Genomic DNA, 20,254 nt, shown 5'->3' on the forward strand with positions numbered 1-20,254 from the left:
ATACATCACATGCCGGGATACTACGACTGGATATCGCGGAAGCTGATCACCACTTTGCCGAAATGCTGCCCGCTTTCAAGGTATTGCAGCGCATCGGCAGCTTTATGAAAAGGGAAAACGGAATCGATCACCGGTTTTAACCCCGTTTTTTCTATGAACGTCACAAAATGCGCATAGCTTTCGAGGCTGCCGACGGTGATGCCTGCTATCCTGGCGTTACGTTGGAGCATACTAAAAAAATCAAGCGGAATGGCGGGATTGTCGAGATACCCGACCAGGCCGATAAAACCGCCGATGGCAAGCGCCTGTACGGACTGGCTGACGGTGCCGCCGCCGGCGATATTCAATGAAGCGTCCACACCGCGGCCGTTGGTGAGCCGAAGTACTTCCTTTGGCCATTCGGGATGGGTCTTGTAATTGATCACTTCATCCGCGCCGAGCGCTTTCAATTTTTGGGCCTTGGATTCCGCGCCGGTCAGGGCAATGGTTTTCATGCCCAGATAGTTGGCGATCTGCATGGCGAAGATGGAAACACCACCGGTTCCCTGTATCAGCACCGTTTGTCCGGGTTTTGCTTCGCCGGCCTCTACCAGTCCTGCCCAGGCCGTAAGCCCGGCAATGGGCAATGTAGCGGCTTCTTCATCACTCAGATTCACAGGCGCGCGCATGATGCCTGCGGCAGGAAGCACGATATATTCGGCCAGCACACCGGGAAATTCAAGCCCCTGGCGTTTATGGAACATGGCTTCCGTTCTCCGGCCGCTGATCCATTCCCGTAGATAATGAGTGGTCACCCGGTCGCCTTTCTTCCATTGGCTGACGTTGTTGCCCACCGCTTCTACAATGCCGGCCGCGTCGGACACGGGGATGTGCGGAAGCGGCAAATGCGGATCGTAATTGCCCCTGATCACGTCCAGGTCGATATAGTTGAGAGAGGCGGCCGTTACTTTTACCAGTACTTCATCATTCCCGGGCTGCGGTACAGGGATATCCTGCATGGAAAGTTGTGCCAGCCCGAAGCTGTTGATCTGTATGCTTTTCATTGTTTTACATTTTAATGATGATGCAAATCTAGGGATGGTACTATATTTGAGACAAGTATGCACCTTTTGGTAAGCTATGTACCAGAAGGTGACTATTGTTGATTATCAACAGGAAAATTTTTCATGTATGCTCAAAAAAAACGGCCTGGAAGAACAGGAAGAACAATGCACGGTCGATTATGCCTTTCAGCGCATTGGTGGAAAATACAAGGGACGCCTGATCTGGGCGTTGAAGAAAGGTGTGATGCGTTATGGAGAGCTGCGGCGGTATGTGACCGGTGTAACGCCCAAGATGCTGACACAGGCTTTGCGGGAGCTGGAAGAGGACGGTCTGGTGACCCGTATCGTATATCATGAAGTGCCGCCCAGAGTGGAATACGGGTTAACGGAAGAGGGGGTGGAGCTGTTGCCTTTTATTGAGATGCTGAGCGCCTGGGCGGAGCGGCAAATGAGTATCCGGGGCATCCCTTCGATGACGAAGACGGAAGAACAGCGAATGAAGTCATGCCCCGCCTGAGGCAGGGCATGCCCCCCGTTGTTTACTTTGCCTGGTAACGGGGCAATACCAGCCGCCGCACGATGGTGTGGGCCACGATGGAAAGCGCGGCAGTGACCACCAGGATGAGCCAGCGTTTGACAGGTGTATCAAACACGTCAACGATGGCGGATTCACCGGTACCGGCATACAATGAGGTAAGGGTGAAAACGAGGATGCCGCAGATCCAGAGCGTCAGGTGAGACCAGAGGTACTTGAGCTTGCTGTAACTTTCCCTGCCAAATGAGGTGAACAAAAGGAACACATGGGCAACGAAAAACACCGCTGCTGCGAGCGAGAATAGCATAACAGATGTCATAGTGTATGGTATTAGGATTACACGATAAATATATACAAAAATCCCCAACTATTATGGCCTGTGATTTGTTGTATAGGCTTATAAATCATTGCAACATGAAAATCATCCGGTCAATCTTAGCCTTGTTCCTGTTTTCAGGTGCATTTATAGCCTGCTCCCCTGTGCAGTCGCAGGAGAAGAGCCAGGATATGGACGAAAGCCGTATAAGCCAGCTGGTAAGCTCCCGTACGTTTGTTTTCCAGGCGCAGACCGTTTTCCCGATGCGTGGCAGGAACCGCCAGATCGCGGGGGATGGATATGATGTAGTTGTTTCCCGGGATACGGTAAACTCCTTTCTGCCTTATTTCGGCCGTGCCTTCACCGCGCCGATGGACCCCACAAAAGGCGGCATACAGTTCGTTTCGAAAGATTTTGAATACAAAGAGGAGGCCGGCAAACAGGGTGGATGGAATATCACCGTCAAGCCCAATGATGTGCAGGACGTGCAGCAGCTTTATTTTACCATCTCGCGGGACGGGTATGCCTCCCTTCAGGTGACCAGTACCAACCGCCAGCCCATCTCGTTTAACGGCATCATCCGGGAGAAGCGGGACCGGCGGTGATCAGCGGGGAGTAAAACGGAGCGGGTAAGGGCATGATACCTGTCCTTTCCGGATCCGCTCCAGGCGTTTCCGCAGCAGACGTTTGCGCAAGGGGCTTAACCTGTCGAAGTACAACCTGCCTTCCAGGTGATCGTACTCGTGCTGAATGATGCGGGCTACGGGACCACTTAGGTTTTGCGATTGGGGTATTAGATTTTCATCCAGCCAGTTAATGGTGATTTCCAGTGCCCGGGGAACGGGTTCCTGCAAACCGGGGACGCTCAGGCAACCTTCTTCATCCAGCCAGATTTCATCGCTATAGGCGGTTATAACCGGGTTAATGAACACAATTACGCCTTCATGTTCATCTTGCTGCACTACGAAAATACGCGCGTCTTCATTGATCTGTGGCGCGGCAAGCCCGGCGCCGTTCGCATGCTGCATTGTATCCCGCAGGTCACGGATCAACGCGGGAAGCCCCGGATCGGAGATGTTCACTGGCAGGCAGGCTTTCCGCAGAATGGGCGCTCCATATACTACGATCGGTTTTATCATGCAGGCAAGTTGCAACGAAGTGAAAACTTCACATAGTAAAATTTAGACAAAAACTGCATGGCGGCTTTGCCGTAATTTTACATCGTATGCCTGTTCACCTGCTCAAATATCTTTTACGGGAGGAGGCGCTTCCTGCGGATAGCATGACATTCCGTCCTGCCGGAGATTTGCATTCCGTAGTGGAGGGCTTCTGGTTATTTGGAAAGGAAGCGATCATGCCGGCTTCTCTGTTATTCAGTGATGGCGTACCAGTGCTTGTGTTCTGCCTGGATGAGCAACTGCGGCCTTTTGACGGCTGGTGCAGCGCGCAATTGCTCCTGAACGTTCATTTACGCCCGTCTGCACATGCGATGTTGATCGTACGGTTCACTGCTACTGGATTTTATATGCTGGCGCCAGAAAAATTGCCTGTGCTGAGGTGTCAGCCGGTATGGCCGCTGGGAGAGGTATTGGGGAGAGATTGGGACGCATTGCTGCATGCGGCAGAAACGCCTGAAAAGATGATCGGGATGATATCGGCGCTGATCCGCCGTGATATGCTGCAGCAACGGATGCCGCCTCCTTTACTGGAAACCGCTGTGGAGAATATCCGGAGAGCAAAGGGTGTGGTATCAATAGAAACTCTGGCAGGCCGTTTGCAGGTAAATTACAAATGGCTCGAACGGCAGTTCATTACGGTCACCGGTATCAGCCCGAAGGAATATGCCCGTCTGCAACGTTTCCTGCATGCCTACTTCCATTTACGGAATACCAATGGCCGGGATCTGATGGGGACCGCTGTGCGGAATGGCTATTACGATCAGAACCATTTTACCAAGGAGTTCAGGCAGTTCGCCGGGAAGTCTCCGCTGGCGTATTTGCGACAGTGTTCGGAGCAGTTCCCCAAATAAGTAATACTTTCGCATAACACGCTCATAACCACCAAATATCCTTGCATGAAAAACAAATCAGTGATCATTCTGCTGTTCCTGTTATCCGGCAGCATTGCCGCGCATGCCCAGCTCAAACGTTTCAGCATCGGGCCTTATGCGGAGGCCGGTTTTCCTGTTGGAGATTTCAGTAGTACCCACAATACCGGGTACGGTGTCGGGCTGAATGCCGATATCAAACTGGTAGCGGGCCTTGGCGTCACCGGGTCGGTGGGGTACATGCGTTTCGGCGGCCAGCGCGATGCGGCCGGGGACAAGTATCCTGCGGTGTCTGCGATCCCGGTAAGAGTGGGACTGAAATACCAGCTGGTGTCCATCCTTTACATGAAGCTGGAAAGCGGTGCGGCCAATTTTACCGGGGACAACAGCGGTTCGGCGGTGATCCTGGCGCCGGGCATAGGCATCCGTGTACTTGGCCTGGACGTGCAGGGCAAATACGAAGCCTGGTTCAAGGACGGTACCACCGGGTTTTTCGGGCTGAAGGCCGGGTTTAACTTTTAAGCGATCCTTTCCGGTTTGCCGGAACCCAGCTAGCCTTTAGGTGATTCTTCCCACCAGCGGGAACTCCGTTTAACTTTTAAGCGATTCCTCCCGGGCTTGCTGCAACGCCTGCAGGAACACGGCCACCGGCTGCGCGCCGGAAACCGCATATTTCCGGTCCAGCACAAAGAAAGGCACGCCCCGTATCCCCAGCGACTGCGCCTCCGCTTCATCCGCCCGTACGGCTTCCGTATAAGCGTCTCCGTTAAGCATCTCCGCTGTAGCGGCAGCATCCAGACCAATTGCCTCCGCTATCTCCTGCAGGGTCTCCTTCCGGCCGATATGCTTCCCTTCTTCGAACATCGCTTTAAAGAGTTTTTCTTCCGCCGCATCCTGCAAGCCGTGCCTGTGCGCCAGCTGTATCAGGCGGTGGGCATTGAACGTATTGGTGGGCACCACACGGTCAAAATCAAAAGCAATACCGGCAGCCTGGCCGGATTGCACCACCCGTTCGGTATTGTCTTTCGCCTGCTCTACAGTCATCCCGTATTTTCTGGCCAGCAATTCGTATTGATTTTCTTTGTAGTCCGTTTTAGCCTGCGGGTCCAGCTCAAAATTATGCCAGGTGACGGCTACCTCATCCCTGTGCGGGAATTGCGCCAGCGCTGCTTCCAGGTTTCGTTTACCGATAAAGCAGAAAGGGCAGGCCACATCCGACCAGATATCTATCTTCATACATCCTCATTTTAAGGGCATAAAATTACGATTTATTAAGGGCTTGCCGTGCAAACGGAGGATTACCGTATTTTAGAATTATGTTATTCAGGCATATACACCTTCAGGGCATCAGGGATGGCCGGATCAGCCTGGCTTTCCGCAAATGGCTGCGGCCAACGGTGAAGACCGGCACTACACTGCGTACAGGCGTTGGCGTACTGGTGATCGATGCGGTGGAGGAGATCACGGAAAAGGAGATCACGGACCAGGACGCGAAACGGTCCGGTTTCCCGTCGAAGGCCTCACTGATGGCGGAACTGGAGAAACATAAGGGGCAGTTGTACCGCATCCGCCTGCATTATAGGGGAGAGGACCCGCGCATTGCATTAAGGGAGGATGCGGATGTGGATGCCGCCACTATCGACATGATCCGAAAAAAGTTGGCTGGCCTGGATGCACGCAGCATCTACGGGGCCTGGACCCGCAAAGTGCTGGGGTATATCGAACGGCATCCGGAAGAAAAGGCCGGGGATATGGCCATTGCCCTGAAAGTGGATAAGGAATGGCTGAAACTGCAGGTGCGCAAGCTGAAAGAACTGGGGCTCACGGAAAGCCTCAAACCGGGATACCGGCTGTCACCCCGGGGGGAAGCGATCCTGTCTGCTATGAAACAGTCCTGAAGTCCCGGGGCTCTCACCCGCCACCCATCATAACCGGTTTTAAAAAACGGGATTTTATGCCTAGATTACCGGGAAGTTAATCAACAAATCTATGCCCGCATTAAGACACAGATACCGTTTGCTGGCGGTCCTCCTGGGATCGTTATGCCTGCCGATGGCAGTATCCGCGCAGCAAAGCGCCTCCAAATTCAATGCATACAAAGCATTCGAGCCTCTTTTTTATGTTTCTGAAGGCGATGAAACCCGTACCGCCAGCGGAAGGCCCGGTACCCGATACTGGCAGAACGCAGCGGACTACAAGATCGATATCACTTTCGATGATGTGAAGGAAAGCATCAGCGGTTCCGTGATCATCACTTACAAGAACAACAGCCCGGAAACGTTGCCTTTCCTCTGGTTGCAGCTGGACCAGAATATTTACAAACCGGATTCCCGCGGTGGCGCGGTAACACCCGTTTCCGGCGGCCGCTGGGCCAACCGCAATTTCGATGGCGGGTACACCATCGGTACGGTGGCCCTGATCTCCGGCGGTAAAGAGCAGAAAGTTGATCATGAAGTGATCGATACCCGCATGCGGGTGGACCTGCCCACAGCGCTGAAAGCCAATGGCGGCGTGGTACAGCTGAAAGTGAACTTCTCTTTCAATATCCCCGAGTACGGAACAGACCGTATGGGCATCCTCAAAACTAAGAACGGCAAGATCTACGAGATCGCGCAGTGGTATCCCCGCATGTGCGTGTTTGATAATGTGCTGGGATGGAATACGCTGCCTTATCTCGGCCAGGGTGAATTTTACCTGGAATACGGCACTTTTGAATATACCATCAATGCCCCGGCCAACCATATCATCGTTGGTTCCGGTGAGCTGCTTAATCCTGCCGAGGTACTGACGGCCACACAGGTACAGCGCTACAAAAAGGCGCAGCAGAGCGATAAGACCGTTATGCTCCGCTCTCCCGAAGAGGTAACGGACCCGGCTACACGGCCGAAGAAGGAGCGCCTGACCTGGAAATTCAAATGCGTGAATACGCGGGACGTTGCCTGGGCTTCTTCCCCCGCCTTTATCTGGGATGCCGCCCGTATTAACCTGCCCGGTGGTAAAAAGGCGCTGGCTATGAGCGTTTACCCGGAAGAAAGTGCCGGAGACTCCGCATGGCGCCGCTCGACAGAGTTCGTTAAAGGCTGTATCGAGCATTATGCGGAAAAATGGTATCCTTACACTTACCCGGTGGCCGTGAACGTAGCGGGTATCGTTGGCGGGATGGAATACCCTGGCATCGTGTTCTGCTCCGCCCGCTCCCAGAAAGCCGGCCTGTGGGGGGTGACCAATCACGAGTTTGGGCACAACTGGTTCCCCATGATCGTAGGCAGCAATGAAAGAAGCAGCGCCTGGATGGATGAGGGTTTCAATACTTTCATCAACAGCCTGGCGGACAAAGCTTTCAACAACGGCGAGTTTGCCCACGGCACGAGGGACCGTCACCAGATCAGCCGCACCATGTTCTACGATTCCGCCAGCGCGATCTTCCATCGCGCAGATGTGATCCGCGGCGCCAGCCTGGGCATCCTGGCCTATTATAAACCGGCATTGGGGCTCCAGCTGCTGCGCGAGGAAGTGCTGGGCGAAGAGCGGTTCGATAAGGCATTCAAATATTATATCGATAACTGGGCGTTCAAACATCCCACCCAATGGGATTTTTTCCGTGCCATGGAAAACGGCAGCGGTGAGAGCCTGGACTGGTTCTGGCGCGCATGGATACTCGATAACTGGAAGCTGGATATGGCGGTAACCGATGTGAAATACCAGAACGATACCACCGCCATCATCAGCATTGCCTGCCTCGAGGAAATGCCCATGCCGGTAACCGTGGAAGTGAAAGAAACCGGCGGAGCCGTTAAGCGGGTGAAGCTGCCGGTGGAAATTTGGCAGAACGGGGCTGTAAAGGCTTTCCGTCATACCGTAGGCGGGAAGATTGAAAGCGTAACGATTGATCCGGACAGGGTACTGCCGGATGTGAACAGCACGAATAATACCTGGAAGGCTGCGCAATAGCCGTTCCGGAGAATATAAAAAAAGCGCGTGCACCCTTTACCGGTACACGCGCTTTTTTTGATTATTGCGATCCTGGTTTTTACAGCCAGGAAACGATCTCTTCCAGGAACCGCTGGTCGGTTTCATCAAATTCGTTGAGGGATATGCTGTCCACATCCAGCACACCCACTACTTCACCATTCCGTTTCAACGGCACTACGATTTCCGAGCGGGACTGGCTGCTGCAGGCGATATGCCCCGGGAATGCTTCCACATCCGGTACGATCAGGGTAGCGGCGTTGGCCCATGCGGTGCCGCAAACGCCTCTGCCCTTACGGATACGGGTACACGCTACAGGTCCCTGGAAGGGGCCGAGTACCAGCTCGTCCTGTTTAACGAGATAGAACCCCACCCAAAGCCAGTTAAACTGCTCTTTGAGCGCCGCGGCAATATTAGCCAGGTTGGCGGTTTCGTCCGGTTCGCCGGTGATGAGTGCTTTGATCTGCGGCAGCAGGGATGTGTATTGTGCGGTTTTGCTGCCTTGTATGATGCTGAGGTCTTCTGCCATTTGTCTTGCGCTTACATAAATCCTAATTCGAGTCTTGCTTCTTCGGTCATCATTTCCTTTGTCCAGGGCGGATCAAAGGTAAGGCGCACATCCGCGCCGGTAACGCCTTCTATCGCCAGTATCTTGTCATTCACTTCCTGCATGATGCTGCCCGCTACGGGGCAGCCGGGGGCGGTGAGGGTCATTACCACCAGCACCTGTCCTTCGTCCTGTATCTCGATATTGTACACCAGCCCGAGATCGAAGATGTTCACGGGTATTTCCGGATCGTACACGGTATGCAGTGCTGCTTCTACCTGGTCTCTGAGTGTTGTTTCCATCCTTCGTCAGTTTTGCATTGATTTCATTTGATATCCGATAGCGTAGAGCTTGATCTGTTTGAGCATGGACAGCAGGCCGTTGGAGCGGGTGGGGGAGAGATGGCTGGTGAGGCCGATAGCGTCTATGAAATAGATGTCGGCTTCCGCGATGTCTTTGGGCGGCTGACCGCTCAGTACCTGTATCACCAGTCCCACAAGCCCTTTTGTGATCACGGCATCGCTGTCCGCCGTGAAGACCAGTTTGCCTTCCTTCATTTCCGCATGCAGCCATACTTTGCTCTGGCAGCCGCGGATGAGGTTTTCATCCGTCTTGTATTTCGGATCGATGAGCGGCAGGTCTTTCCCGAGCTGGATGATGTACTCGTATTTCTCCATCCAGTCCCCAAATACCTCAAAGTCTTCAATGATCCTGTCCTGTTGCTCTTTAATAGTCATAATAACACGGTTTATCCCAGCAAAGTTACGGCTTTCCGCACGCCTTCCACCAGTTTGTCGATCTCCTCTGCGGTATTGTAAAAAGCGAGGGAGGCCCTTACGGTACCGGGGCATTCGAAGCGGTCCATCAGCGGTTGGGTGCAGTGGTGGCCGGTGCGTACGGCAATGCCCTGCTGGTCCAGCAGCACGCCTACATCTGAAGGGTGCGTATTGCCGATCAGGAAGGAAATGGCGCCGGAGCGGTGTCTAGCATCCCCGATCAGGCGGAGGCCATCGATGGTGCGCAGTTGTTCCAGCGCATAATTGGTGAGCTGATGCTCATATGCCATGATCTTGTGGATGCCGGTCTGGGTAATATAGGCCAATGCCGCGCCGAGCCCTATGGCTTCCGCGATGGCGGGGGTGCCGGCTTCGAATTTAAGCGGCGGCTCGGCATAGGTCGTTTTTTCAAAGGTCACCTGTTTGATCATATCGCCGCCGCCCTGGTAGGGAGGCAGTTTGTTCAGCCAGGTTTCCTTTCCGTAGAGGATGCCGATGCCGGTGGGCCCGTACACTTTATGGCCGGAGAACGCGAGGAAGTCCACATTCAGCTCATGCACTTTCAGCGGCATATGCCCTGCGGCCTGAGCGGCGTCCAGCAGCACAGGGATGCCCTGTTTGTGCGCCAGTTCAATGATATCCTTCACCGGGTTCACGGTGCCGAGGGTATTTGATATCCAGGTAATGCTCACGAGTTTCACACGGGGATTGAGCATGGATGCATATGCTTCCATATCCAGTTCCCCTTTATCGTCCACGGGCACTACTTTCAGGTTCGCTTTTTTCTCTTCGCAGATGAGCTGCCAGGGAACGATATTGGAATGGTGTTCCATGGCGGAGATGATGATCTCGTCCCCTTCATTCAGAAAGGCTTTCCGGAAACCGGCCGCTACCAGGTTGATGGCATCGGTGGTGCCTTTGGTGAACACGACTTCATGCGCATGTGCGCCGATGTAGTGGGCTACCTGCTGGCGGGCTGCTTCATAGGCGGAAGTGGCCTGCTGGCTGAGGGTATGCACACCGCGATGTACATTGCTGTTATAGCCGGTGTAATAGTCCTGCATGGCGCGGAGCACCTGTACCGGTTTCTGCGTAGTGGCCCCATTGTCGAGGTACACCAGCGGTTTGCCGTTAACGGTCTGTTTGAGGATCGGGAAATCGTTCCGGATCAGCTCCAGTTCAGGCCATACGATATGCTGGGTGATGGTTTCCATTGTTGTTCCGGTTTAGTTGTTCGCGGCAGCGGACAGGTATTGGGCAGCCAGCTGCTCTACCTGTTTGCGGACGGCGGGAATTTTCACCTGTGCCGTAATGTCGAAAGCGAATGCCTTCACCAGCATGCTGCGGGCGGTCATATCTCCGATACCGCGGGCTTTGAGGTAGAAGAGCGCATCTTCACTCACCTGCCCGATGGTGGTACCGTGGCTGCATTTCACATCATCCGCGAAGATCTCCAGCTGCGGCTTGGTGTAGATATTGGCATCCGGGCTGAGCACCAGGTTGTTGTTCTGCTGAAAGGCGTTGGTCTTCTGTGCATCTTCATGTACATAGATCTTGCCGTTGAATACGCCGGTACTTTTGTCCAGCATCACGCCGCGGTATAGCTCATTGCTTTCGCAATTGGGCATGCGGTGGTCTACGGAGGTGTGGTTATCTACCAGCTGGTTGCCCATGGCCAGGTAGAAGCCGTAGAGGTGCGTTTCCGTCCTTTCGTCGTCCAGTGAAATATTCAGGTTGTTACGAATGATGTCCGCTCCCGTGAGGGTAAAAGTATAGTTGTTGTACAGGCTTTTGCCGTGTTGCTGTACCAGCGTCTGGTTGATGAAGCGTGTTTGCTGGCCGGCGGTTTGCAGCTGATAGTGGCTCAGTTGCGCACGTTCGGTCGTAACGGCTTCAATCACGCTGTTGACCAGTACGGAACCGGAAAGGCTGAGGGCTGCTGCGGATTCGATGATCTGCAGGCTGGCGCCGGGCTGTACTACCCAGAGGTGCCGGGGTTGTACGAGCAGGTTGCCGGTGCTGTGGTACAGTTGTATGATATGCAATGGTTGTTCCACCATTGCTTTCGCCTTTGCTTCGATGAAGAGGCCATCGGTGAACAGCGCGGTATTGAGCTGTGCGAAATGGTGCTCATCGAGCTTGCGGCTTTTTGAAAAGTATTGCTGGAAGGCGGCTTCTTCCGCGGCTTCGCTCAATTTGCGCACGGTCACCTGTGCGGCCGGGGGCAGTTCAGAAAGTTGCGGCTGCAGTTCTCCGTTCACCAGTACCACGCGGTAGGTATCCGGCAGCAGGAGGCCGGTGGCTTCCAGCTGTGCGGCGGTGAGTTCGGGCGTTGCGGGAAGTTGTATGCTGATACCGTTTTTCAGGTAGGGCAGCATATTGGTATATTTCCAGTCCTCTGTTTTTACGGTAGGAAAGCCCAGTTCCCGGAATCGCTGAAAGGCGGCCCGGCGGGTTTCCGGTAACAGTGCACTGCCGATCTGCTCTTCAAACAGTTCCGGCAGGCTGTCGAATAATGATATGTTCGTGGCGATGGTCGTCATGTTGTTATTGTACAGGTTCTTCTAAACGGATGTCGGCTTTCAGCCAGTCGTATCCTTTTTCTTCGAGCTCCAGGGCGAGTTCTTTCGTCCCTGATTTCACGATGCGGCCGTTGTACAGAACGTGCACATAATCCGGAACGATGTATTCCAGCAGGCGTTGGTAGTGGGTGATGATCACAAAAGCGTTGTCTTTCGTGCGCAGTTTGTTCACGCCGGCGGAAACGATGCGGAGGGCATCGATATCCAGCCCGGAATCCGTTTCATCCATGATCGCCAGTTTCGGGTCGAGCATGGCCATCTGGAAGATGTCGTTGCGTTTCTTTTCCCCACCGGAGAAACCTTCGTTAAGGGAGCGGTTCATCAGATTGGCATCGAACTCCATCAGTTTCTGTTTTTGTTTCAGCATGTCCAGGAACGCTTTCGCAGGCATGGGGGGCTGGCCGTGGTGAGCGCGGATCTCGTTCACGGCTGTTTTGAGGAAGTTGATGTTGGAAACACCGGGTATTTCTACGGGATACTGGAAAGCGAGGAACAGTCCTTCACGGGCGCGTACTTCGGGGTTCATCTCCAGCAGGTCTTTCCCCTCGAATTCCACAGATCCTTCGGTTACTTCATAAGCTTCCCTTCCGGCCAGTACGGAGGCCAGGGAACTTTTACCGGAGCCGTTGGGCCCCATGATGGCGTGCACTTCACCCGCTTTCACATTCAGATTAATGCCTTTCAGTATAGCATTGCCTTCTACTGCAGCATGCAGATTCTTGATATTGAGCATTTCTTTTACTTTTATGTTATCCTACACTACCTTCCAGGGTAATGGATAATAATTTTTGCGCTTCCACGGCAAACTCCATGGGAAGCTGGTTAAGAACTTCTTTTGCGTATCCGTTCACGATCATGTTCACTGCCTGTTCGCTGTCAATTCCGCGTTGATTCAGATAGAACACCTGGTCTTCCCCGATCTTGGAGGTGGTGGCTTCGTGTTCTACCATGGCTGTATTGTTCCTGGATTCGATGTACGGGAATGTGTGCGCGCCGCAGCGGTCGCCGATCAGCAGGGAATCGCATTGTGTGAAGTTCCTTGCGTTGGAGGCATTCGGGCCGATCTTTACCAGTCCCCGGTAAGTATTCTGGCCGTGTATGGCGGAAATACCTTTGGAGATGATGCGGCTTTTGGTGTTTTTGCCGATATGCACCATCTTGGTGCCGGTATCTGCTACCTGTCTCTTGGAGGTCACCGCCACGGAGTAAAATTCCCCGATGGAATGGTCACCCTGCAGGATCACGCCGGGATATTTCCAGGTGATGGCGGAGCCGGTTTCCACCTGCGTCCAGGATATTTTGGAATGGTGGCCTTTACAAATGCCACGCTTGGTCACGAAATTGTAGATGCCGCCTTTACCGTCCTTGTCACCGGGATACCAGTTCTGTACGGTAGAGTATTTGATCTCGGCATTGTCCAGCGCTATCAGTTCCACCACAGCGGCGTGAAGCTGGTTCTCATCGCGCATCGGTGCGGTGCAGCCTTCCAGGTAGCTCACATAGCTGCCTTCATCCGCGATGATGAGGGTGCGTTCGAACTGGCCGGTGTTTTTGGCGTTGATACGGAAGTAGGTGGACAGTTCCATGGGGCAGCGGACGCCTTTCGGGATATATACAAAGGAGCCGTCCGAGAATACCGCGCAGTTAAGGGCTGCATAGATATTGTCGGACTGCGGAACAACGGAGCCGAGGTATTTCTTCACCAGTTCCGGATGGTCCTGCACGGCTTCGCCGAAGGAACAGAAGATGATGCCCAGCTCATTCAGCTGTTTTTTGAAGGTGGTGGCTACGGAGATGCTGTCAAATACCGCATCCACGGCTACACCGGAGAGCATTTTTTGTTCTTCCAGGGGGATGCCCAGCTTTTCGAAGGTACGGAGCAGCTCGGGGTCCACTTCATCGAGACTTTCGTACTTTATCTGGTTTTTGGGAGCGGCGTAATAGGAAACACCCTGGAAATCAACATCGGGAAGTTTGAAGTTCTGCCAGGTGGGCATGGCCAGCTTTTTGAAGAGCTGGTAGCCTTTGAGGCGCCATTCCAGCATCCATTCGGGCTCGTTTTTCTTCGCGGAGATGAACCGGACCGTTTCCTCATTCAGGCCCGGGGGCGCAATATCCATTTCTATCTGCGTCTCAAAGCCAAACTCGTACTCGCGGCCAGCCAGTTCCTGTAATATGTCTTGTTCTGCACTCATGATATATTTTTCTTCTCTATCAGTTTGTCAATTTGTCAACGACCGTTCCTGACCATGCCGTCCGGATCGCCTATCTCTATTTATTGCCGTATTTGCAAAGGGTTGGTAGTACAAAGATAGTACGTCAGGAGCGGTAAATTGTCAATGGTCTCCGGTAATTTCCGTCATGGTAATAAATACGATGATTAAAATTCGCCACAAAGTTACGATATTTGCCAATAAAGCAAGTAAAAACTTGGAAAATTACAAGGCACATATTACTTCATCTACGGATCGTCTTTTATTGTTGTTGAAGACGAAGGGGCCTTTGGCTACGGGCGTTATAGCGCAGGAGCTGGGGATCACGGGGGAAGGTGCGCGTCAGCAGTTGCAGCGGCTGGCGGAGGAGGGCTGGGTGCAGTTTGAGTCGATTTCCAGGGGAGTAGGGAGGCCGTCGCTCGTGTGGAGCCTGTCCGGCCGCGGGAACCGCCGTTTTCCCGACACGCATGCCGAATTGACGGTACAGCTGATCAACACCATCCGGGATGTGCTGGGAGACGAGGCGCTGGAGAATGTGATCACCGCCCGGGAGCATAAAGCCTTGCTTAGATATTACGATATTCTTGTATTGGAAGACGGTTTGGAGGCGAAAGTGGCGCGTTTTGCGGCCCTGCGTTCTTCGGACGGTTATCTGGCCGAGTGGCAGAAGGACGGGGAGGGGTATCTGCTGATCGAGAATCATTGCCCGATCTGCGCCGCCGCCAATGCCTGTCACGATATCTGTAAAGTGGAATTGCAGACCTTTCAGCAGATATTCAAAGCCTGGGCTACGGTGGAGCGGCTGGACCATGTGATCGAAGGGGCGCGGCATTGCGCGTACCGGATCATGCCGGTTTGAGCGTTAAGTTAAAACATCTTCCCCCAAAAAATAAACCTGTAAATTGGCGTTATCCATCACTAAACTGGCTTGACTCCTCCTATGCGATCATTTTTACTCCCTTTCTGCCTCGTTATGCTATTATGCGGATATGCCATATCTGCCGTATCGCAAAGCACAGCAAAGGCTGAGCAGGCGGATAGCGACAATCCCCTGTTGTCGGCTATAGACAGCCTTGTGGAAAGCACGGTAAGGCCCTACATCCAGCAGTCTCATACAGCAGGGTTGAGCGTGGCGGTCATACGGAAGGATGCGGTTTACCGGTATAACTACGGCGAGGTCCGCAAGGGCAACGGTATGCTTCCCGATCCCGCATCCACGATATACGAGATCGGTTCCATTTCCAAAACATTTACGGCGCTGTTGCTGGCCAGGGAAGTGATCGATGGAAGGATGCGGCTGGATGACCCTGTTTCCGGTTATCTTCCGGATTCCATCCCTGATCTGCATTACGAAGGCAATGCCGTTACCTTGCAGCATCTTTCCAACCATACTTCCGGACTGCCCCGTCTTCCGGATGATTTTTTCAGCGGGATGATCAATTTTGCTGATCCCTATCTGCATTATGATGATGCCCGGCTTTACGGCTTCCTGATGTATTACAAACCCTCCGTGATACCGGGGACCCATTATGCCTATTCCAACTATGGCGGCGGGTTGTTGGGTAATCTTCTTGCCCGCAGGGCAAACCGCACTTATGAAGAATTGATAGTGGACATCATCTGCCGTCCACTGGGAATGAACCATACGCGCATCACCTTGACCAAAGCGGATAGCGCCGGCATTGCACAGGGATATAATGAAAAAGGACTGCCCGCTTCCCCCTGGCACTTCCCTTCCATGCCGGGCACCGGCGCCATCCGGTCAACTTTGAACGATATGATCAGCTATGCCCTTGCGCAAATGGGCAGGCATGCCGGTTCGCTTGAAGCGGCCATTTTGTTGACGCAACAGACCACTTTTCAGCAAGGGGACTTAGCCCTGGGCCTCGGCTGGCACATCGGCGGAACGGAAGATAGCCGCTACTGGCACCATACCGGCGGCACGGGCGGTTTCCGCTCTTTCTTGGCTTTTGACAAAAACAGGGATATGGGCGTGGTGATATTGTCGAATTCAACCGAAGATGTTTCGGGCATGGGCGTGCGCCTATTAAAGGATGCGTTTCGTTATTTTTAGCTATCACCGAAATCAGTCCTTGGTATGGGCGTGCACCTATTAAAAGATGCGTTTCGTTATTTTTAGCTATCACCAAAATCAGTCCTGGGTATGGGCGCTTACTGAAGGATGCGTGCTGCTTTTGACCCGGCAGCGCGATGCAGCAGGTGCTATTTCAATTTTCTTTCCTGCGCAGTGATCGGCAGATCATTGATGCTGGCAAACCGCTTTTTCATATAACCGTTTTCATCGAATTCCCAGTTCTCATTTCCATATGAGCGAAACCACTGCCCGCTTTTATCATGCCACTCATACTCGAACCGTACGGCAATCTTGTTGTCCGTAAAGGCCCATAGCTCCTTTTTGAGCTTATAATCCAGTTCCTTTTGCCATTTAGCGGTGAGAAATTGTTTTACTTCCTCCCGTCCATTGATGAAAAGATCGCGGTTCCGCCATTCCGTATCAATGGTATAAGCCAGGGCTATTTTTTCGGGATTTTGGGTATTCCAGGCGTCTTCGGCCATTTGTACCTTCAGGCTCGCCGTTTCCCGGTCGAACGGCGGCAGTGGAAATTTCTGTTCCATATGATCAGCGTATTAATTTATGTACGATCGATTTAGCTTTTTTTACCGGCCACTGGCTTCTGAAAAGTTGACTTTCGACAATGGCGCTCTCAAACAGCAGATAAACATGGTCCGCCAGCGGAGCATCCTCCAGGAGAAGGGTGAAATGTTCCCGCAGTTCGTTCTTGTGACGCTGCATGATAAGCAGTATCGCCGTTTTTTCAGCAGGGATCTCGGACAGGAGGTTCAGAAAACTGCATCCTCTGAAATCTTCCGTTTCATTCATCAACTCCAGAAAATCGAAAGCGGCCAGCACCTTTGTCTTCGCCGTTCTGCTCTTTGCAGTGAATTCCCCGAGCCTGGCAAACCAGACGTCATGCCGCTTATTCAAAAAGGCCGCGCACAACTCGTCTTTCGACTTGAAATGCTGGTAGAAGCTGGCCTTTGCAACATTGGATTCGGCTATGATCTGGTTGATCCCCGTAGAATTATAGCCCTGTTTGTGAAAAAGCGCCAGCGCGGTATCCAGTATCCTTTCTCTTGGTTGCATAGCGGAATGGGTTTATGATGCAAATGTAGGAGATTTTATTGAAAGTAGACAGACTTGTCTGTTCATTGCGCAACTCGAGTGAATTTATCCAGTTCCGGAAAAAGCAGGCTTTCGGGCCGTACCCCTGAAACTTTTTGCGCACCGGGTCGTCTTGCTGAAAACACCCAACATGAAGCCGCTTACCATCTTGCTTTTTGCTTTACTGACCATTTCAGCTTACGGACAAGACAAGTACAGTTCTGCCCACTTCACCAGGCTGACTTTGCTCGAAGGAACAGATTATGTGATGGCCGCGATCGACAATGTAGAGAAGATGTTCGCTATGAGCAGCAAAAGCCTTTTGTTCATCAACACCCGGAACGGGCAATCGAAACAGGTTGATTTCCCTGAAGACGCTTTCATAAAGAAGATCGAACAGATCAGGATAGACAGCTTGCAGATCAACCGGGTGATCGTTGTGGCCAATACCGTTAATCTTGACAACAGTAAAAACATCGACTGGAAAGATCCCGGCCAGATCATTATGCTTTCCACGGATGGACAGGAAAAGGTGCAGCTGACGGAAGACCGTTTTTTTGTGCGGACCTGGATCGTTAATCCTCAAACAGGAGGGCTTGTGGTTACAGGGGATTATGACTCGAACAATAATGGCAAATACGACAGGACGGATAAGCCTGAAGTATTGCTTTTTGATCTGAAGACCCTGAAGCTGATATCAAAGATATCAGCAGGAAAATGAAAAAGTGGTCTTTTAAACAAAGCAAAATCGGCCTTTAAAACAAAGTCGGGGGTTTTTGCGCGCTTTACTTTTGTTCCAACAAAAACAAATCAAAAAATGGAACAACACAATTACCAGGGAGCGCTGCAGCAACCGCTGAACTCCGGTTTTAACGCCAAGTCCACAGCAAGCGATGTTATCAAAGGCATAGACCTCACCGGAAAGGTGGCGATCGTCACGGGCGGCAACGCGGGCATTGGCCTGGAAACCGTCAAAACCCTGGCTGCCGCGGGCGCTACGTTGGTGATACCGGCACGGGATATTGAAAAGGCGGCACGGAACCTGGCGGGTATCGCCAATGTGGAACTGGCGGCTATGGACCTGATGGACCCGGCGTCCATTGACGCATTCGCGCAGCAATTCCTGTCATCGGCCAGGCCGCTTCACCTGCTGATCAACAACGCAGGCATCATGTGGGTGCCGCTGCGGCGGGACAATCGCGGTATCGAATCACAACTGGCCACCAATTACCTCGCACAATTCCACCTGACAGCAAGATTATGGCCTGCCCTCAAAAAAGCCAATGGCGCCAGGGTAGTCAATGTATCCTCTTCAGGGCATCATATGTCCCCGTTCAATTTCGATGATCCTCAGTTCCTGCATCGCGAATACCAGACCTTACAGGCTTACGGGCAATCAAAGACCGCCAGCAACCTGTTTGCATTGGAGCTGGACAATGCGGCCAAAGCATTTAACGTCAGGGCATATTCCTTACATCCCGGCTCTATCGGGGGGACCGAATTAGCCCGGGAAGCACCGGTAGAATTGTTTCAGCAGATGGGTATCTGTGATGCCGAAGGCAATATTTTACCGGAGGTGGCGGCAGGGCTGAAAACGATCCCGCAGGGTGCGGCCACCACGGTCTGGTGTGCTACCAGCCGGCAGCTGGACCATATCGGCGGGGTGTATTGTGAAGATGCGGATGTGGCGGAGCTGGTGTCCGGTAGTACCAGCGGTACAATAGGGGCAGGAGGCGTGCAGCCTTATTCGCTGGACCGGGATAGCGCCAAAAAGCTCTGGAAGCTAAGCGAAGAGCTGACGGGCCTGAAGTTTGTTGTGCATTGATTTTCAGATGTCTGTGTCTGCACAACCTTTTGTGGCCGGATGAACAAAGTGAATCTGGCCTTTAAAACAAAGCGTGATTGAAGCGTACGGATTATTTTTGTACCAAACCTCGCCATATGGAGTATAAAGCAAAGTATATAACGGATGACATCAAGCTTTCCTGCTATGAGGACAAATTCTTCAAGTCGGATATCATGTTCGAGCATCATATGCTGATATGGTTCATTTCCGGGGAAACAAAGATCGTGCAGGCAGATGCCACCTATATGTTCAAAAAGGGGGATATTTTCCTGATCCCCCGCAACCAGCTGGCTACGATCATCAACTATCCCAAAGACGGGCAGCCGCATAAAACGGTGGTGATGCATTTGTCCGCCCCCAGGCTCAGGGAATTTTATGACCGGTTGAATGTAAAGCCCCCGGCCGCTGTGTCGCAGAAGATCCATTGCTACAGCGATCACCCTTTGCTGGAAAGCTGTCTGGCTTCGTTGATCCCTTATTTCGAGATGAAAACGCTCCCCGCGGATATTGCTTCCCTGAAGATAATGGAGGCCATCAGCATTCTCCGGACAATAGACCCGGGAATCGATGATGTGCTGGCAAACTTTGAAGAGCCGGGAAAGATCGATCTGGTCGGTTATATGGAAAAGAATTTCATGTTCAATATGACGATGGAAAAGTTCGGTTACCTGACCGGGAGGAGCCTGACCACCTTCAAGCGCGACTTCAAAAGGGCTTTCAATACAACGCCGCAGAAATGGCTTACGCAGAAGCGCCTGGAGCTGGCACACTACCGGTTCGTGGAGCAAAAAAGCAGGCCGGTGGATGTTTGTTATGAAGTAGGTTTTGAGAATCTTTCCCATTTTTCCTACGCTTTCAGGAAGCAGTTTGGCTATGCTCCCTCTGCGTTGCTGGAAGGCAGGTAGTTTGGATGAAATGATGTTATAAGGATGTGTTGTTGAGAGAGCCGTAACATCAGGTGCAGGTAAGCATATCATAGCGGCGTGTCACCAGGTTCCGGAGCCGTAGCGCACAAGCCTTCAGGTCAAACTGCCTGAAGGCTTTTTTCGTGGTCCGGTCCGGATTGACTATCTTGTAACAGGCGGAAATGATTATCTTGTAATAGATTATAGCTATTGAAATATAGAATCAATTGATTCTGATTATACCTTAAACTGTTCTAATTTTATTGATCTGCAAAAATGCAGGAGCAGTCT

Annotated in this window: 24 protein-coding genes; 11 read left to right on the top strand and 13 right to left on the bottom strand. The window is 52.5% G+C overall.

Translation table 11 applies throughout. From position 1 onward, the window contains the following. Window positions 1-20 precede the first annotated feature (20 nt). Window positions 21-1,043, bottom strand: coding sequence for an NAD(P)-dependent alcohol dehydrogenase (locus FW415_RS14255; RefSeq protein WP_148386144.1), 1,023 nt, complete (start codon window positions 1,041-1,043; stop codon window positions 21-23). A gap of 127 nt (window positions 1,044-1,170) precedes the next feature. Between FW415_RS14255 and FW415_RS14260 the strand changes: the two genes are divergently transcribed. Further along, window positions 1,171-1,560 (top strand): helix-turn-helix domain-containing protein, encoded by a 390-nt coding sequence (locus FW415_RS14260; protein ID WP_148386147.1) that lies wholly within the window; start codon window positions 1,171-1,173, stop codon window positions 1,558-1,560. 22 nt (window positions 1,561-1,582) lie between these two features. Here the strand turns inward: FW415_RS14260 and FW415_RS14265 are convergent, their stop codons facing one another. Next, window positions 1,583-1,897 carry a hypothetical protein gene (locus FW415_RS14265; protein WP_148386150.1) on the bottom strand — a complete coding sequence of 105 codons (315 nt, stop codon included), beginning with the start codon at window positions 1,895-1,897 and terminating at the stop codon, window positions 1,583-1,585. A gap of 95 nt (window positions 1,898-1,992) precedes the next feature. Between FW415_RS14265 and FW415_RS14270 the strand changes: the two genes are divergently transcribed. Further along, the gene (locus FW415_RS14270; RefSeq protein WP_148386152.1) at window positions 1,993-2,499 is read left to right on the top strand and encodes a DUF4251 domain-containing protein; all 507 of its coding nucleotides are present in this window, start codon (window positions 1,993-1,995) and stop codon (window positions 2,497-2,499) included. Here FW415_RS14270 and def read toward each other — a convergent pair whose 3' ends face one another. Continuing rightward, entirely contained in the window at window positions 2,500-3,033 is a 534-nt protein-coding gene (gene def / locus FW415_RS14275) for a peptide deformylase (RefSeq protein WP_148386154.1), read from the bottom strand. 86 nt (window positions 3,034-3,119) lie between these two features. Between def and FW415_RS14280 the strand changes: the two genes are divergently transcribed. Then, window positions 3,120-3,923, top strand: a complete 804-nt coding sequence (locus tag FW415_RS14280; RefSeq protein ID WP_148386157.1) for an AraC family transcriptional regulator — start codon at window positions 3,120-3,122, stop codon at window positions 3,921-3,923. A 45-nt stretch (window positions 3,924-3,968) separates the two neighbouring features. After that, a complete protein-coding gene (locus tag FW415_RS14285; protein ID WP_148386159.1) occupies window positions 3,969-4,463 on the top strand; it encodes a hypothetical protein in 495 nt (164 codons plus the stop codon). Between the two features lie 69 nt (window positions 4,464-4,532). Here the strand turns inward: FW415_RS14285 and FW415_RS14290 are convergent, their stop codons facing one another. Continuing rightward, window positions 4,533-5,177 carry a DsbA family oxidoreductase gene (locus FW415_RS14290; protein WP_148386161.1) on the bottom strand — a complete coding sequence of 215 codons (645 nt, stop codon included), beginning with the start codon at window positions 5,175-5,177 and terminating at the stop codon, window positions 4,533-4,535. An 80-nt stretch (window positions 5,178-5,257) separates the two neighbouring features. On the opposite strand from FW415_RS14290, the gene FW415_RS14295 reads away from it, so the two are divergent. Then, entirely contained in the window at window positions 5,258-5,839 is a 582-nt protein-coding gene (locus tag FW415_RS14295; RefSeq protein WP_148386164.1) for a hypothetical protein, read from the top strand. Window positions 5,840-5,930: 91 nt separating this feature from the next. Beyond that, window positions 5,931-7,892 carry a M1 family metallopeptidase gene (locus FW415_RS14300; protein ID WP_168208825.1) on the top strand — a complete coding sequence of 654 codons (1,962 nt, stop codon included), beginning with the start codon at window positions 5,931-5,933 and terminating at the stop codon, window positions 7,890-7,892. Between the two features lie 79 nt (window positions 7,893-7,971). Here FW415_RS14300 and FW415_RS14305 read toward each other — a convergent pair whose 3' ends face one another. The 7 genes from FW415_RS14305 to sufB are packed head-to-tail and all read right to left on the bottom strand — an operon-like array spanning window position 7,972 to window position 14,010. Next, entirely contained in the window at window positions 7,972-8,439 is a 468-nt protein-coding gene (locus FW415_RS14305; RefSeq protein ID WP_148386167.1) for a GAF domain-containing protein, read from the bottom strand. A gap of 11 nt (window positions 8,440-8,450) precedes the next feature. After that, a complete protein-coding gene (locus FW415_RS14310; RefSeq protein WP_148386169.1) occupies window positions 8,451-8,759 on the bottom strand; it encodes a DUF59 domain-containing protein in 309 nt (102 codons plus the stop codon). Between the two features lie 6 nt (window positions 8,760-8,765). Further along, a complete protein-coding gene (locus tag FW415_RS14315; RefSeq protein WP_148386172.1) occupies window positions 8,766-9,194 on the bottom strand; it encodes a SufE family protein in 429 nt (142 codons plus the stop codon). An 11-nt stretch (window positions 9,195-9,205) separates the two neighbouring features. Continuing rightward, the gene (locus FW415_RS14320; protein WP_148386174.1) at window positions 9,206-10,447 is read right to left on the bottom strand and encodes an aminotransferase class V-fold PLP-dependent enzyme; all 1,242 of its coding nucleotides are present in this window, start codon (window positions 10,445-10,447) and stop codon (window positions 9,206-9,208) included. A gap of 12 nt (window positions 10,448-10,459) precedes the next feature. After that, window positions 10,460-11,776, bottom strand: a complete 1,317-nt coding sequence (sufD, locus tag FW415_RS14325) for a Fe-S cluster assembly protein SufD (RefSeq protein WP_148386177.1) — start codon at window positions 11,774-11,776, stop codon at window positions 10,460-10,462. Between the two features lie 4 nt (window positions 11,777-11,780). Further along, on the bottom strand, window positions 11,781-12,548 hold the full coding sequence (gene sufC / locus FW415_RS14330) for a Fe-S cluster assembly ATPase SufC (protein WP_148386180.1): 768 nt from the start codon (window positions 12,546-12,548) through the stop codon (window positions 11,781-11,783). 16 nt (window positions 12,549-12,564) lie between these two features. Beyond that, window positions 12,565-14,010, bottom strand: a complete 1,446-nt coding sequence (gene sufB / locus FW415_RS14335) for a Fe-S cluster assembly protein SufB (RefSeq protein ID WP_148386182.1) — start codon at window positions 14,008-14,010, stop codon at window positions 12,565-12,567. A gap of 235 nt (window positions 14,011-14,245) precedes the next feature. Between sufB and FW415_RS14340 the strand changes: the two genes are divergently transcribed. Both FW415_RS14340 and FW415_RS14345 read left to right on the top strand, forming a co-directional pair. Beyond that, window positions 14,246-14,887 carry a metalloregulator ArsR/SmtB family transcription factor gene (locus tag FW415_RS14340; protein WP_148386184.1) on the top strand — a complete coding sequence of 214 codons (642 nt, stop codon included), beginning with the start codon at window positions 14,246-14,248 and terminating at the stop codon, window positions 14,885-14,887. A gap of 81 nt (window positions 14,888-14,968) precedes the next feature. Then, window positions 14,969-16,102 (top strand): serine hydrolase, encoded by a 1,134-nt coding sequence (locus tag FW415_RS14345; protein WP_148386187.1) that lies wholly within the window; start codon window positions 14,969-14,971, stop codon window positions 16,100-16,102. Between the two features lie 149 nt (window positions 16,103-16,251). Here the strand turns inward: FW415_RS14345 and FW415_RS14350 are convergent, their stop codons facing one another. After that, window positions 16,252-16,665: a nuclear transport factor 2 family protein gene (locus tag FW415_RS14350; protein WP_148386189.1), complete on the bottom strand. Its 414-nt coding sequence runs from the start codon at window positions 16,663-16,665 to the stop codon at window positions 16,252-16,254. Window positions 16,666-16,669: 4 nt separating this feature from the next. Next, the gene (locus FW415_RS14355; protein WP_148386191.1) at window positions 16,670-17,194 is read right to left on the bottom strand and encodes a TetR/AcrR family transcriptional regulator; all 525 of its coding nucleotides are present in this window, start codon (window positions 17,192-17,194) and stop codon (window positions 16,670-16,672) included. Window positions 17,195-17,363: 169 nt separating this feature from the next. Here FW415_RS14355 and FW415_RS14360 point away from each other — a divergent pair, with 169 nt between their 5' ends. The 3 genes from FW415_RS14360 (at window position 17,364) to FW415_RS14370 (ending at window position 19,963) form a co-directional block, all read left to right on the top strand. Further along, window positions 17,364-17,933, top strand: a complete 570-nt coding sequence (locus FW415_RS14360) for a hypothetical protein (protein ID WP_148386194.1) — start codon at window positions 17,364-17,366, stop codon at window positions 17,931-17,933. A gap of 96 nt (window positions 17,934-18,029) precedes the next feature. Beyond that, complete coding sequence (locus FW415_RS14365; protein WP_148386196.1) at window positions 18,030-19,037, top strand: SDR family NAD(P)-dependent oxidoreductase; 1,008 nt, start codon at window positions 18,030-18,032, stop codon at window positions 19,035-19,037. Between the two features lie 116 nt (window positions 19,038-19,153). After that, window positions 19,154-19,963: a helix-turn-helix domain-containing protein gene (locus tag FW415_RS14370; protein WP_148386198.1), complete on the top strand. Its 810-nt coding sequence runs from the start codon at window positions 19,154-19,156 to the stop codon at window positions 19,961-19,963. Window positions 19,964-20,254 lie beyond the last annotated feature (291 nt).

Source organism: Chitinophaga sp. XS-30 (assembly GCF_008086345.1).
Classification (GTDB): Bacteria; Bacteroidota; Bacteroidia; order Chitinophagales; family Chitinophagaceae; genus Chitinophaga.